Genomic DNA, 12,758 nt, shown 5'->3' with positions numbered 1-12,758 from the left:
AGGTGATGAGGCAACGCTAGTACTGCAAGCGCTCACTTGTCTAGCGGTGCTAGGATTTCTTCATGTCGGTAAAAGAACGCAAGGAGCGCGAACGGGCGGAGCGCGAGCGCCTCATCGTGGCGACCGCCCGTGAACTCGCCGAGCAGCAGGGCTGGGACGCCGTCACCACCCGCCGGCTCGCCGAGCGCATCGAATACAGCCAGCCCGTCCTCTACAGCCACTTCCGAGGCAAGCGCGCGATCATCGGCGCAGTCGCCCTGGAAGGCGCCGCCGAACTCGCCGCGGCCGTGCGTGCCGCCGCCTCAGGCGAGAACAGCCCGCGCGAGCGGGTCGCCGCGCTCGCCCACGCCTACCTCGACTTCGCCGAGCACAATCCGGCTGTCTACGACGCCTTGTTCCAGCTCGACGGCGGCCTGATGTACGCGCAGGAGGACACCCCCGAGCCGCTGAAGGACGCCTTCGCCGCCCTGGTCGAATACCTCACCGACGTCGCCGGCGACGGCGTCCCACCGGGGTTGTTCACCGAGGTGTTCTGGGCTTCGCTCCACGGCCTGGCGACCCTGACCCGAGCGGGCCGCCTCATGCCCGAGGATGCCGAGTCGAGGGTGGAACTGCTGGTGGACCGCCTCGCCGTGGCCTGACACACCGGATCGGCGGGTACGGGGCGGGGGCGCCAGGGTCCTTGCGCCGCCTCGTTTCTGTTTTCTCGCCCGCGCCGACGCTCCCGGCCACTCGCACCGACGGAGCGGAGCCGCTGATCGCCGGGCCCCGTGACCCACGCCCCGGCCCGGGGCCCCGTGTCCCGGACGGGTGGCACGCACCCTGGAAGCGGTGATGCGCATCGACCACGGGCCCGGCCGGGCCCGTGATGAGGCAATCTGGGGTGATGAGACCCTGGAGCACCTCCACCGAGCGCGACCTGCGGCGTCTGCTCAACGAGTGGGATCCGATCGGTGTCGCCGACGCCGTGCAGGACGAGTACGACTGCATGCTCGCCCCGTTGCTCGGGCGGCTTCACGGCGGCGCGGGCCGGGTGGCGATCGCCGAGTTCCTGCGGCACGAACTGGAGGACCACTTCGGTCTCGACGCCGCTACGTCGCGGCCGGATGCGATGGCGGCACGGCTGATCGCCTGGTGGACGCTTCCCGGTCGGGCAGGGGAATCGGCCGGCGGGTAGCCCATCCGTAGTCCGGCTCATCCGCGAACGCGGCCGCAGGGCAGGCTCGTTCCACGTGGCCACGTGAAGCGCTCCGCACCGCGCCGTTCTCCGAGGTGTCGGTGCGGATTCGAACGCAGGATCACAGGATCACGGACTCAATGGCCTTGTACGACCCGAGTCTTGAGCGGGACGGGACGGAGTGATCCGCACACGCCGAACGCCTGTCCGGGACGCCGCTGAGCGGTCAGCGGCTTCCGCCCACTGCCCCCCGTGAAGCGCGGCCGCCCCACCGCGTCGGGCCCGAGAGGCGCGATCTCGGCGGCCTTCCCGGCCCTCGCGGCGTCCTGCGGAGCTGTGGCGCCTCCGCGAGCCCACGCCTTCCCGCTGCGTTCGGAGCCACCTTCACCGGCCGCGAGAGCGGAACCCCTCCTCCCTCCGCCGCTACGGCGGCTACCGTGGCGGTACCACCTGCCTGGAGGAGCCCGTGAGCGCTCAACCCGTAGACCCCGTAACCGTCCCGCCGTACGCCCCCGCGCCCGGGGCCCCAGCCGAACTCCGTGCCCTGCTGCGCGCCGATCGCCGTGCGGACACGTGGGTGCCGGCTTTCGAGCGGGACTGGGCCAAGGCCTTGGAGGACGCCCGCGACTCCTTCAGCCTCACCCCGCTGCACGAGGTGGTGCGTACCTGGCAGTTGCGCGTCGCCGCGGCTCCGGCTGTGGATGCCTTCATGGGCTCCGGTTGTGACGAGTCCGACTTCGTCGATCTGGACGACGTCCTCGATCGCCGCAGGTGACCGCTCGGCCGTGGGCGGCGCGACTTTCCCCGCAGGCCGCGAAGACGCTCTCCGACCTCCCCGACCCGGCCAAGGAGACGGTCCGCGACGTCCTGGACATTGCGGTGCGCTCCCCATGGGGTCGGCCGCAGCAACACCCCGACCTCGGCGTCCCGGGTCAGGGCCGCTGATGGAAGTATCGCGGCCGAGGTCGGGTCCGGCGTTGCCTGGCACGGGCTTTGATGGCAACTCACGTGAACGCTGTAGCCCAAGTACGGGAACGGTCTCGCGGGGCTGACGGTGGTGCCCCCGAGTTCCGAGAACGCCTCGGGGCTTGCTTCGGAACCGTGGCCTCGCCGGGCGCGACGAGCGTGACCGATGTGGGCGTTGTCAGAGGTGCAGGTCAGGATGGCGGTCATGACTGACGGAACAGCCTGGCTTGCTGCCCCTCGACCCATGGGCCACGTGGGCTATCGCGTGGTGGTCGCACTCGGGCTGACGCGGCAAGAGCGCGCCGACCGCCTGGCCGCGACCGTCGAGTACGAGGCCGCACACATCGCCGTGCCGGTCGGTGAGCTCTCACTGCCGAAGGACCCGATCGTGAGCGGCACCCTGTCCGCGGCCCGGGGTTGGAACCGGCGTAGGCATGAGACGGGTGGCACAGTCATCGGTCGAACGGCCCTCGGATCAATGCCGACATGAAGGTAAGTCAGAATCGCACCGGTATGAACGCAACCCCTCCCGCAGCATCCACAGCGCTCTCCACCAGCCCCGTCCCCGTCCCGGTTCCCGTGGCAGGGGCTGTAAGCAAGGGCCGTAAGCAGCCGATCCGGTCCCGGGTCCGGCACGGCAGCCCTTCCTGCGCCGACTACGGCTGTACGCGTCCCGCGTGCATAGCCGCGGCTCGCCGGGACCGTGCTCGGCGTACCAGGGAGCTGAAGGCGGGCAGACCCGCTCGGGTCTCCTCCACGGGCGCGGCCGCCCATGCCTGTCGGCTACGGGAGACGGGCCTGTCGGCTGCGGACATCGCGGCGATTTCCGGGGTCGCCGTCACGCTCGTGCGGCGCCTGCTCCGCCCGGCAGGGGAGAGGCCGACCGGTATTCACCGCGCTACCTCCGATGCCATTCTCGGCGTCCCCTTGAACAGCGTCTTCAGGCGAGATCACCGTCTGCCGGGCCTGGTTGACGCGGAAAGGGCCGCCGCGGCACTGCAGGACCTCGCCGAACGGGGATGGCCGACCAGCTATCTGGCCGTCGAGCTGAACACCAGCACCCACACGCTCGCCGCGATCCGCAGCGAGCAACGCCGACGCCTCGCCGTCGTCCTGGACCAAAAGATCCAACGCCTGGCCGTGGTGCTGCTCGCGAGCGATCCGGCGGACCACGGCATCTCCGAGCACCGGAGCCGCCGGTCGAGAACCGCCGCCCGGCAACGAATGCAGCGGCCACAGCCCCCGAACGGCTCCACGCGGAACTGACGAAACCGCAAGGGGTGCCGGCTCACCCGCCGCGTCCCGCGGGGTGTTCCGGGGCGGCGCCCTCGATGTTCGCGCAACCAGCCGCAGATCACACGTACGGCCTCACATCGCGGGTGAAGAACGCGGTGTCCTGTCCTGAGGAGGGTGGCGCAGCACAAAAATGTGGTGTCCCACGCCTGGAAGGAAAAGAATGATGCGCCCGCTGAAATACACCGTCTCCATCGAGATCGCCCTGCCGCGGGAGAAGGCGGTCCAACTGCTCGCCGACCCGGCGCACCTGCCGAATTGGCTGCGGGGTTTGGTGCTCCACGAGCCGCTGAGCGGGCAGCACGGGCAGCTCGGCACGAAGTCACGGGTCGTGATGGAGATGGGCGGGCGGAGGGTCGAGTGCACGGAGACCATTACACGTCGGGAACCGGCAGACCTGCGCGAGGTCGCGAAAACGAGGACTGTTCACTTCGACCGCGAGATCGTCGGCGAGGGCATGTGGAGCGCCGTGCGCGACCGGCTGACCGAAGCCGGCCCGGCGACGACGCTCTGGGAGAGCGAGAACGAGTACCGTTTCAGCAGCCTTCTGATGAAGCTGATGGGCCTTCTGATGCCCGGCGCTTTCCGCAAGCAGTCGCGACAGCACATGCAGGACTTCAAGGCGTTCGCAGAGCAGGGGAAGGACGTCCGCGACTCGACGGGCTGAGCTGCCTCAACCCGGCCCCGATCGGTCGAGGTCCTGACGCCCATGGTGTGTTGATCTTCCTTCGTCCGACGTGTCCGGTGGCCGGCCGGAGGGGACGGCACGGCAAGGCATGATCGACTCTCCGGGGATTCGACGCTGGAGGTGTGGTGTGGGGGACTGGCGGACCGATCCGACGTTCGCGATGTGCCGGGAGCTGGTGGACGGAGCGGATCCGGCTTCGTTCGTGGGAGGCGCCTTCGACGTGCGGGCTGTGGTGACCGCCACCATCGCCATGCAGCCCGGGGACCGGCGCGGGTCGTGCCTGGACGCCGTCCCGTGGGGGAACTTCCCCCACGGCGAGGAAGTCCATGAGGACGTTCGACGGCTGCACACCGGCGAGGGACCCGCCGGCCGGGCGACGGCCGGGTTGTGGGGCCTGTGCGCCAACGACAGCCGGGCCGCCGTCGCCTTGGCGGTACCGTTCCTCATCCCCATCGCGACCGATGCCGACCACCCGCACCGTGCCCCCGCCCTCAGCCTGCTCTCGGGCCCGGCCCGCGCCCGGCACCACGGCGTCGCCTCCCGCGATGGACTCCTTCTCCACCGCACCGATCCTCGTCGCCACGCCCCCGGAGACTACGACGACTACGGCGTCGAGGTAACGGGCTACCCCGCAGGCTGGTCGGTGGCCGCCGCCCGCGCAGCGATCACCGCCGAGGCACCCGCCCTGCTGCCGTTCCTCCACGACCCCGACCCCACCATCCGCATCGACGCCACCTACGTTCTGGCCACTGCCGCCGACCCCGATCACACGGTCCGAACCGCCCTCGCCACCAGGTTCTCCGCAGAACAGGAGGCCCTGGTCCGCGCCGCGCTGCTCTTCGCCGTCGCCGAGACCACCCGGGCCCACGCCCACTCGCCGACCGCATCGTGGTTGCGCGAGCGGTGGCAAGACCGGCGGGAGGCCCCCGAAGTTCGCCTGGCGGCGGCGATCGGTTGGCTCTGCCTCACCGACGAACCCGTACCCGTACCCGGACTCGTACCTGCACCCGTACCCGTACCCGTACTCGTACTCGTACCCGAGGACCTTCGCAGGACCGTCGACGCCTTCGCCACGGACGAACGCGCGCACGCCATGGAGGCCCTGCCGTGGATGGAAGCCGCAGGCGGATCCGGGGAACCGGGACTCCTGCGCTGCGTTCGCTGCATGCTCCACCCCGAAGAGCCCGAACCGTCGGAAGACCCTTGGGCCTCCTGGCCCTGAGCAGACGGTGACGATCCGGCCGGGACGGGAGTGCGGAACGCGGAGGAGGTCCGTTGCCCGACTTCGATCCGGAGCAGACACGGACAGGCCTCGAAGCCGGGGCGGGGAACCGAACACGGCGATCACCGGTTCCCCGCCCCTGAAGCCGTTCACGCCCCAAGACCCGCAGTGGCTCAGGGCGTGTGGGCCGAGGGGTCGCCTCGGACTGGCTGAACCTAGCAGCTGTGCATGGCTGAATTTCATTGGCTGATCAGCCGGAAGAACTGGTCCACCGGACTCCGAACCTGGTGGACTCCCCAGGTTCGGGATCCATGGTCGCGGCGCTCCAACCCCACGCGGCCGTCCGGCTGCTCGTGGGCCCATGCCCGTCAACACGACCTGCTCCGGTCGAGCCCGTCGGCCCGTCGGGTCGTCGGCCATCAGCATCTGAAGCGACCTACCCCTTGCCGTTGCCGCTCTCGACACGGTGCAGCTCGGCCTCCAGGTCCAGCGGGCCGAACGGCTGGCGTCCCTCCACCCAGGTTTCCCGAGGGGTGAGCCACATGACCTCGAATTCCAGCCCGTCGGGGTCCTTCGCGTACAAGGACTTCGTGGCGCCGTGGTCGGTGCCTCCCAGGAATGAGTCCAAGGATGTCAGGCGTTCTCGAATGTCCACCAAAGAGGAAAGCGAATCGCACTGCCAAGCCGTGTGATACATTCCCGGACTTCCCGGGGTCACCTCTCGTGTGACCTCGGCCTGAAATAGTCCGAGATCATGGTGATTGGGACTCGTGGGAGAGCGCAGAAACGCCTTTTCGTTACCGTGCTGCTCGATGACCGAGAGGCCCAGTACGAAACTGTAGAAATCGGCGGATCGATTCACGTCACGTACCCAGAGGACCACGTGGTTGACTCGTTCGACACTCACAGGCACCTCCGCGCCCCGATGTTTCATCCTTCTGATCAGTACTGATTCCTCATGCTATGTGCGTGTGTTCGCCGGCGGAGGAGGACGGTCCGGACGATCCGCATTCATCCGTTCCACGCCCGATCGTACGAAGCGGCACGAGCATCGGAGCAATGAGGATGGACCTCATCCATGACGGGAGGATTTCGATGCCGCACTACAGGAATGTGGGGTGCTATCCGCCGAAACGGCACATCTACTGGGAGGGTCCGGAGGGATCGCCCCTGGTGGAGGAACTGCTCGGTGACGACGGATTCGACGGCGAATCCTCATTGCTCTACCACCTGCACAACCCGGCAGGCGTCGAAGGGCGTGCTCCGTGGGAACCACCGTCGACGGAATCCGATTCCTCGGGTCTGCACGCCGCCATGCACTTCCCTCGCCGTCCGGCGCCTGCCCCCGGTGCGGAGACCGACGCGGTACGTCACCGCGTCATGCTGGTGGGCGGTGACACGCTTCGTGTCTGGCGCGCCGTCGCCACCGGCGCATCGCCCCTGTACCGCAACGCCGGCGCCGACGAGTGCGCCTACGTCGAAGCGGGGACGGCCCTCGTGCACACCGCGATGGGCAGCATGGAGGTCGGCCCGGGAGACTTCGTCGTCATCCCGGCCGGAGTGGTGCACGCATGGCACCCCTCCACGGCAGGACGGCCGGACGCGGTCCCCCCGGCAGACCCTGGCCGGCGCACACCACCGGCGGCGCGCGATACCGCGCCGCCTCTGCGCCTGACCCTGTTCGAGTCGGCAGGCCGGATCAGCGCCCCGGCCCGGTACCTGTCCCCGCACGGACTGCTCCTGGAAGGGAGTCCCTACTGCGAACGCGACCTGCGGCATCCCGACCCGCCACAACCCGTCGACGCACGCGGCACGACCGTCCTGACCCGGCACGGTCACCGCGGAACGGCGATCACCTACCGCCACCATCCGTTCGACGTCGTCGGCTGGACCGGGACGCTCTATCCGTACGTGCTCAACATCGCGGACTGCGAGCCGGTGAGCGCACGGCTGCACGCGCCACCGCCGGTACACCAGATCTTCGCCATGCCGGGCGCCGACCTGATCTTCTTCACCCCGCGCCTGTTGGAGTACCACCCGCACGCCGTCAAAGTGCCCTACCAGCACGTCAACCTCGGCGGTGACGAACTCCTGCTCTTCGCCGACGGCGACTTCAGCTCCCGTACGGAGAGCGGCGTGCGCCAAGGGTCGGTGACCGTCTTCCCGCCGGGCGTCCCGCACGGCCCGCCCCCAGGACTCGCCGAGGCGACGCGCGGCCAACAGGAAACCTCCGAGTGGACCCTGCTGCTCGACGGACACGAGCGCCTCGAACCCGGACGCGATGCACTGCCCATGCTGGACCCGGACTATCCGCTGACGTGGTAGCCCCTGACGCACAGGACCCCTGCCGTGACCACGAAACCGCTTCCCCTCCTCCACGCGCGCGACCTCCCCACGACCGGGGATGAACTGTGGTCGGCAACGTCCGCGGTGAACGCACTGGTAGCAGAGCTCGACGCCTCACCATCGGCGACCGACTCCGTGCGACGACTGCGGCAGGTACTGACGCCGGACCACTACGACACCGCCGGGCCTCATGAGACGCCCTCACTTGAGGAAGCCTTCAGCGAACACGACACCTTCTTCGGCGTGGCCAGGGCCCACGGCCCCGCCGACCTGTTCCTCCGTGCCCTCCTCGTCGCCGAGATCGACACCGCCCTCGACCTCGCGCGCACCGCCTCCTCGCTGAGCCCGGCCGAGCGCTCCGCGCTGGTGGGCGCCGGCTCGGCCCTGCTGAGCCGGCGGCGTGCCCACCACCGAGGCACAGGACTCGTACGCCCGCCCGAGGGCCTCGTCGCGCCCCCTGCCGACGAGCACACCGCACAACTGCGCTGGACGTCCGGACACCGCCTCTTCTTCGCGCACCTCCAGGCCATCACCGTGACCTGCGGGTGCGCCGTCAACGCACGCACCGCCGCCGAACAAGCCGCCTACCTCGACTACACCGTGCTGTTCTGCACGAGCGCCGCACTCGCCATGCGGCACGCCGCGGACTTCGCCCCCGAGCTCTACGTCCGCTCGATCCGGCCCACCATGACCCCACCGCATGTGGGGTCGGGATTCAGCGGCCTGCAGACCCGTGACCACCACTACCTGGTGCAGTCCCTCGACAGCCTCGGCACACGGCTGCTGCCGGCGGTCGCCGGGGGAGTGACCTACCGGAAGTTCGAGGACGCACTGGAGCGGCTCTACGCAGCACATGTCCATGTGTGCCGTCGCTTCGGCGGCGACACCAACGTGAGTCTGCGCATGGAAGCCAGCAAGGAGGACAGTGGCACGACGGGTGCGGAACGTGCCCGGCAGTACGCCGGGCTGCGCATCCGCAAGCTCGGCGGACGACGGTCCGCGGCATGACGGTCACCGACTGGCACGCCCACCTGTGGCCCCGCGCCTATTGCGACTTCCTCGCCGCACACGGCCAGGACTCCAGCCACCAGCGGGGCTTCACGCCGGGTGACGACAGCGCCGCGATGCTGAGCCGGCGCCTGCGACAGATGGACGACAGCGGCATCGACTGCCAGGTTCTCAATGCCGCGGCCCTCTATCCCGGGCTCGCCCCACCCGAGCGGAACGTCCGGGCGGCGCGACTGGCCAACGAGGCGATGGCCGACGTGGTCCGCTCAGCCCCGGGCCGCCTCGCCTTCCTGGGCATCCTGCCCCTGCCTCTGGTGACGGAGTCACTGCACGAGCTCGACCACCTCATGAACCGGCTCGGCGCACGAGGCATCGTCCTCCCCCCGGCCCTTCACGGCACGTCCACTCTGGACTCCCACTACGAACCCCTGTACGCGGCACTGGATCACGCCCGGGCAGCGCTGCTCTACCACCCGGCCGGAACCCCCGCCGGGCCGTCGCTGTGCGACCCCGTCGCAGTGACGTGGTCCGTGGGCGCCATCGCGCAACTGACCACCGTCGTACTCGACTGGCTGGCAGCGGACATGTCGGCCCGGTTCCCCCACATACGGCCGATCGTCAGCAGAGCCGGCGGCGCCTGCTTCCTGCTCGACCCCGACACCGTGCAGGACGTCGTCACGTCCACCCTGTGCTTCGACAGCCACACACAGGGGAATCCGGCGGCCCTCGGACTGGCCGGACGACACGTGGGCCGACCCCGCGTCCTGCTCGGCACGGACTACCCGTTCGTCCGGGACGCGCGCCTGGCGGAAGCCGTCCGCGAGTACCGGACGGTCACCTGGGGCGCGTCCGAAACCACTTGACGGCGCCGGAGGCCGCCCGGACGTGCGTGAAGCACCGGATCCGGGCCGACCCGTCGCCACCGTGCTCGGCGGTTCCGGGCAGCGCCCGAACGCCCGCCCGCAGAGCGGCTCATCGGCGACCGGCCCGCATGCCGGCTCGTCGGCGACCCCGCCCGCCGGGGGGTGCGTCAGGATTCAGGCCCGTGTGGTGAGTCGTGCGACTGCCGCGTCGTAGCGCTGCCGGAGTTCCGCGTCCGCCGATACCCGCAGCAGCACGCGGAGCGCCCGAACCGCACCGTCGTCGTAACCGAAGGACTCCGCCTCCCGGGCGGCCAGGTCGAGTTGCCCGATGCCCTCGGCCTCGTTCCCGAGCCGCAGCAGCGCCTCTCCCCTCACCATGAGCAGCAGGATGCGGGGCACGTCGGCCGTGCCCGACCTGTCGTCGAAGGCCAGGGCTTCGGTGGCCGTGTCGAGGGCTTGGTGCCACTTCCCGGAGTCGGCCCGGTGCCGGGCGAGGTGCTGCATGGCCAGTCTCTCGATGGTCCGGTCGCCGGCCTGCCGCGCCAGCTTCACCGCCCGCTCGGACCCCCGCGCCGCCTGGTCCAGGTTGCCGAGCGCCGACTGCGCCACCGCCAGGACGATCAGAGCGTTCGCTTCGGCCAGCGCGTCACCTGCCCGCGAGGCGAGCGCGGAAGCGGCCTCCAGATGAGTCAGCGCCTCCGGGATGCGACCTTCCTCGGTCAGCACCCAGCCGAGGACGTTCAGCACCCTCGACTCGCCGTGCGGGTCGGCGTCGGCCCGCGCCGCCGCGAGCGCCGTTTGCAGCAGCGGGACCCAGCCGTCCCGTACGCGCCACACGATCAGTGGCCACAGCGTCAGGACGATCCGCCAGGTCCTGTCGTGAAGCGCGGCGGCGTGCGCCGCGGCCACCGCGAGCGTGAGGTCGTCCCTTTCGGCCGCGTACCAGGCCACGGCGGCGGCCCGATCGCCGAACTCGCGTACGTCGGCGGGCGGTTGGTAGTCGGAGGGCAGCGGAAAACAGTCCTCGTTGCCGGGCTCGGCCGCCGCCACGGCCGCCAGGGCCGTGGCGATGTAGTGGTCGAGGACGCGCTTGAGTGCTTCGGGACCGCTGTCCAGACTCCGTGCGTAGAGCCGAACGAGGTCGTGCATCGTCCATCGGCCGGGCGTCGTCTCCGCGACGAGGTGCGCGACGGCCAGCCGGTCCAGGGAGACCTCGGCGGATGCCGGGTCCGTGCCCGCCAGGGCCGCCGCCGCATACCGGTCGACGTGCGTGCCGGGGTGCCGGCCGAGATGTGCGAACAGGCGGGAGACCTGTGCCGGAAGCTGTTGCAGCGTCATGCGCAGGGCCGCTCGTACGCCGGTGTCCTCCACGTCCAACAGGCTCAGCCGACGCGTGTGGTCGGACAGTTCGTCCGCCATCGCGCCCAGCGACCAGTTGGGCTGTCCGGCCAGGCGGGCGGCCGTCACCCGCAGTGCGAGGGGCAGCCCGCCGCACAGCTCGGCCAGCCGTCGCGCGGCCGCCGGCTCCGCACCCACCCGTTCCGTACCGAGCACACCGGCCAGGAGCATCGTGGCGTCCTGCGCGCCGAGGACGTCCACGGCGACGGGCCGGGCGGTGTCGGTGACGATCAGACCCTGCAGCCGGTGCCTGCTGGTGACGACGGTGACGCAGTCGCGCCCACCCGGCAGCAGCTGCCTGACCTGCTCGGATTCACGCGCGTTGTCGAGCACCACCAGGAGCCGACGGTCGGCCGCGAGGGATCGGAACAGCGCGGCCGCGCCGTTCGCCGACTCCGGCATCCGGGAATCGGGCACACCGAGCGCCAGCAGGAACTCCCGCAGCACCTCCATGAGCGCGGGCTCACCCGTATCGCCGAAGCCCCGCAGGTCGGCATGGAGCAGCCCGTCGACGAATCCGGCACGGACGTGGTGGGCCCAATGCAGGACGAGGGCCGTCTTCCCCACCCCGGCGGGCCCTACGACCAGACAGACGGGCGCCTCGCCCGTGGCGGCCCGTGACAGGGCGGCCAGCTCCGCCGTACGCCCGTGAAAGCCGCGCGGCGCACGCGGCAGCAGATCGGGCGCGTCCTTGGACGCGACGGGATCCGGCACGCCGCCCGCCGTTACGACCTCAGGCAACGTGACGTCCGCCGTGGGCGAAGGGCGGGGTCGGCCCAGGCTCGCGAGGCGTTCCAGTTCCCCGGCCCCTGCCGCGTCCAGCCCCAGAGCCGTGGCGAGAGCCTGCACGGTCCGGCGCTGCGGCCCCCGGGAGCGGCCCCGCTCCATGTAGGACAGGGCCCGCACACTGATCCCCGCCTTCTGCGCCAACTCCTCCTGGCTCAGCCCGGCCCCCGTCCGTAGACCGTGCAGAAGCGCGCCGAAGCCGCCGGTGGCCGGTGCACCCGTACCCATGCCGAGAACGTCCCCTCTTGTTCGACGTGGTTCTGCTCGAACGCCGAACCCCACCTGCAAAAGTATGCGGCACACAGTTTTGCGGGTTGAACTTCCTGTTCCGCCCCGGATCCATCGGGTTGTCTTGAGGCACAGACGAAGACGCCGGACACCGCCGGTACCCCTCACCCCCCGATCTGCGGCACCCGCGCGCCTGCGCGCGTTCCGCGCCGAACACCCCGTGGAAAAGCCAGCGATGAACCCGATTTCCGCCGTCCGCCGAACGGGCAGGCGCCTGGGCCCCCTGTGCCTCGCCCTCCTCGTGACCTGCACCCCGGTGAGCATCGGAGGCACGCCGGCCCACGCGGACAACAGCCGTCCTTGGAACGCGAGCCTGTGGAACATCACCGGCATGGACGAAGGAGCCGGCACCGACGGCAGCGACCGCAGCATCACATCCATGAGGACGAGGAGCTGCCACAGCTACAGCTCCACGACCGTCGAGCCGCGGAGCCGGAACAGCCACATCGGCGATCTCAACCCCCACATCGGGCAAGGCCGGTCGATGTCCGACCGCCCGAACGCCGCTGGTGACGAGCCTCGCCAACCACTACGGCGCGCAGCTTCCCACGCCGGTCCCGAACACCGGGGACCACACCTCACGGGACCGCGGTGTAGGCCGCGGCAATGCGTCCTCCGTCGGGCGGAGCACGTCGTCCCACCGGCGGACGCTGTCCCGCACGGCCGACCACGACCGCGCGGACGAACGCAGCTCCGTCCTGGCCAACATCACCTGTGCGAGCC

General features: G+C 70.3%; 13 protein-coding genes. 11 read left to right on the top strand and 2 right to left on the bottom strand.

Going from position 1 to position 12,758, the window contains the following annotated elements; genetic code table 11:
* Positions 1-62 precede the first annotated feature (62 nt).
* The 8 genes from ACFVS6_RS15195 to ACFVS6_RS15160 all read left to right on the top strand — a co-directional run bounded on the left by ACFVS6_RS15195 (position 63) and on the right by ACFVS6_RS15160 (position 5,346).
* Positions 63-641, top strand: coding sequence for a TetR/AcrR family transcriptional regulator (locus ACFVS6_RS15195; protein ID WP_389703982.1), 579 nt, complete (start codon positions 63-65; stop codon positions 639-641).
* A 245-nt stretch (positions 642-886) separates the two neighbouring features.
* Entirely contained in the window at positions 887-1,177 is a 291-nt protein-coding gene (locus ACFVS6_RS15190) for a hypothetical protein (RefSeq protein ID WP_389703980.1), read from the top strand.
* A gap of 466 nt (positions 1,178-1,643) precedes the next feature.
* Positions 1,644-1,952, top strand: a complete 309-nt coding sequence (locus ACFVS6_RS15185; protein WP_389703978.1) for a DUF6247 family protein — start codon at positions 1,644-1,646, stop codon at positions 1,950-1,952.
* Positions 1,949-2,122 (top strand): hypothetical protein, encoded by a 174-nt coding sequence (locus tag ACFVS6_RS15180; protein WP_389703976.1) that lies wholly within the window; start codon positions 1,949-1,951, stop codon positions 2,120-2,122. Before ACFVS6_RS15185 ends, ACFVS6_RS15180 begins: the two co-directional genes overlap by 4 nt.
* A 226-nt stretch (positions 2,123-2,348) precedes the next feature.
* Complete coding sequence (locus ACFVS6_RS15175) at positions 2,349-2,633, top strand: hypothetical protein (RefSeq protein WP_389703974.1); 285 nt, start codon at positions 2,349-2,351, stop codon at positions 2,631-2,633.
* Between the two features lie 437 nt (positions 2,634-3,070).
* Positions 3,071-3,409 carry a hypothetical protein gene (locus ACFVS6_RS15170; RefSeq protein WP_389703973.1) on the top strand — a complete coding sequence of 113 codons (339 nt, stop codon included), beginning with the start codon at positions 3,071-3,073 and terminating at the stop codon, positions 3,407-3,409.
* Positions 3,410-3,599: 190 nt separating this feature from the next.
* Positions 3,600-4,103 carry an SRPBCC family protein gene (locus ACFVS6_RS15165; RefSeq protein ID WP_389703971.1) on the top strand — a complete coding sequence of 168 codons (504 nt, stop codon included), beginning with the start codon at positions 3,600-3,602 and terminating at the stop codon, positions 4,101-4,103.
* A 148-nt stretch (positions 4,104-4,251) separates the two neighbouring features.
* The gene (locus tag ACFVS6_RS15160) at positions 4,252-5,346 is read left to right on the top strand and encodes a hypothetical protein (RefSeq protein WP_389703969.1); all 1,095 of its coding nucleotides are present in this window, start codon (positions 4,252-4,254) and stop codon (positions 5,344-5,346) included.
* A gap of 436 nt (positions 5,347-5,782) precedes the next feature.
* Here the strand turns inward: ACFVS6_RS15160 and ACFVS6_RS15155 are convergent, their stop codons facing one another.
* Positions 5,783-6,280 carry a VOC family protein gene (locus ACFVS6_RS15155; protein WP_389703967.1) on the bottom strand — a complete coding sequence of 166 codons (498 nt, stop codon included), beginning with the start codon at positions 6,278-6,280 and terminating at the stop codon, positions 5,783-5,785.
* Between the two features lie 125 nt (positions 6,281-6,405).
* On the opposite strand from ACFVS6_RS15155, the gene ACFVS6_RS15150 reads away from it, so the two are divergent.
* From ACFVS6_RS15150 to ACFVS6_RS15140, 3 genes are read left to right on the top strand one after another with little or no spacing between them, the layout of a single operon-like run.
* On the top strand, positions 6,406-7,671 hold the full coding sequence (locus tag ACFVS6_RS15150) for a cupin domain-containing protein (protein ID WP_389703965.1): 1,266 nt from the start codon (positions 6,406-6,408) through the stop codon (positions 7,669-7,671).
* Between the two features lie 24 nt (positions 7,672-7,695).
* Positions 7,696-8,700, top strand: a complete 1,005-nt coding sequence (locus tag ACFVS6_RS15145; protein ID WP_389703963.1) for a hypothetical protein — start codon at positions 7,696-7,698, stop codon at positions 8,698-8,700.
* Positions 8,697-9,563 carry an amidohydrolase family protein gene (locus tag ACFVS6_RS15140; RefSeq protein WP_389703961.1) on the top strand — a complete coding sequence of 289 codons (867 nt, stop codon included), beginning with the start codon at positions 8,697-8,699 and terminating at the stop codon, positions 9,561-9,563. Before ACFVS6_RS15145 ends, ACFVS6_RS15140 begins: the two co-directional genes overlap by 4 nt.
* Positions 9,564-9,737: 174 nt before the next feature.
* On the opposite strand, the gene ACFVS6_RS15135 is transcribed toward ACFVS6_RS15140, so the two are convergent.
* A complete protein-coding gene (locus ACFVS6_RS15135) occupies positions 9,738-11,975 on the bottom strand; it encodes a tetratricopeptide repeat protein (RefSeq protein WP_389703959.1) in 2,238 nt (745 codons plus the stop codon).
* Positions 11,976-12,758 lie beyond the last annotated feature (783 nt).

The organism is Streptomyces sp. NPDC057939 (genome assembly GCF_042887545.1).
In the GTDB taxonomy this organism is placed as follows: Bacteria; Actinomycetota; Actinomycetes; order Streptomycetales; family Streptomycetaceae; genus Streptomyces.
This window is presented reverse-complemented; position numbering and strand designations above follow the sequence as displayed.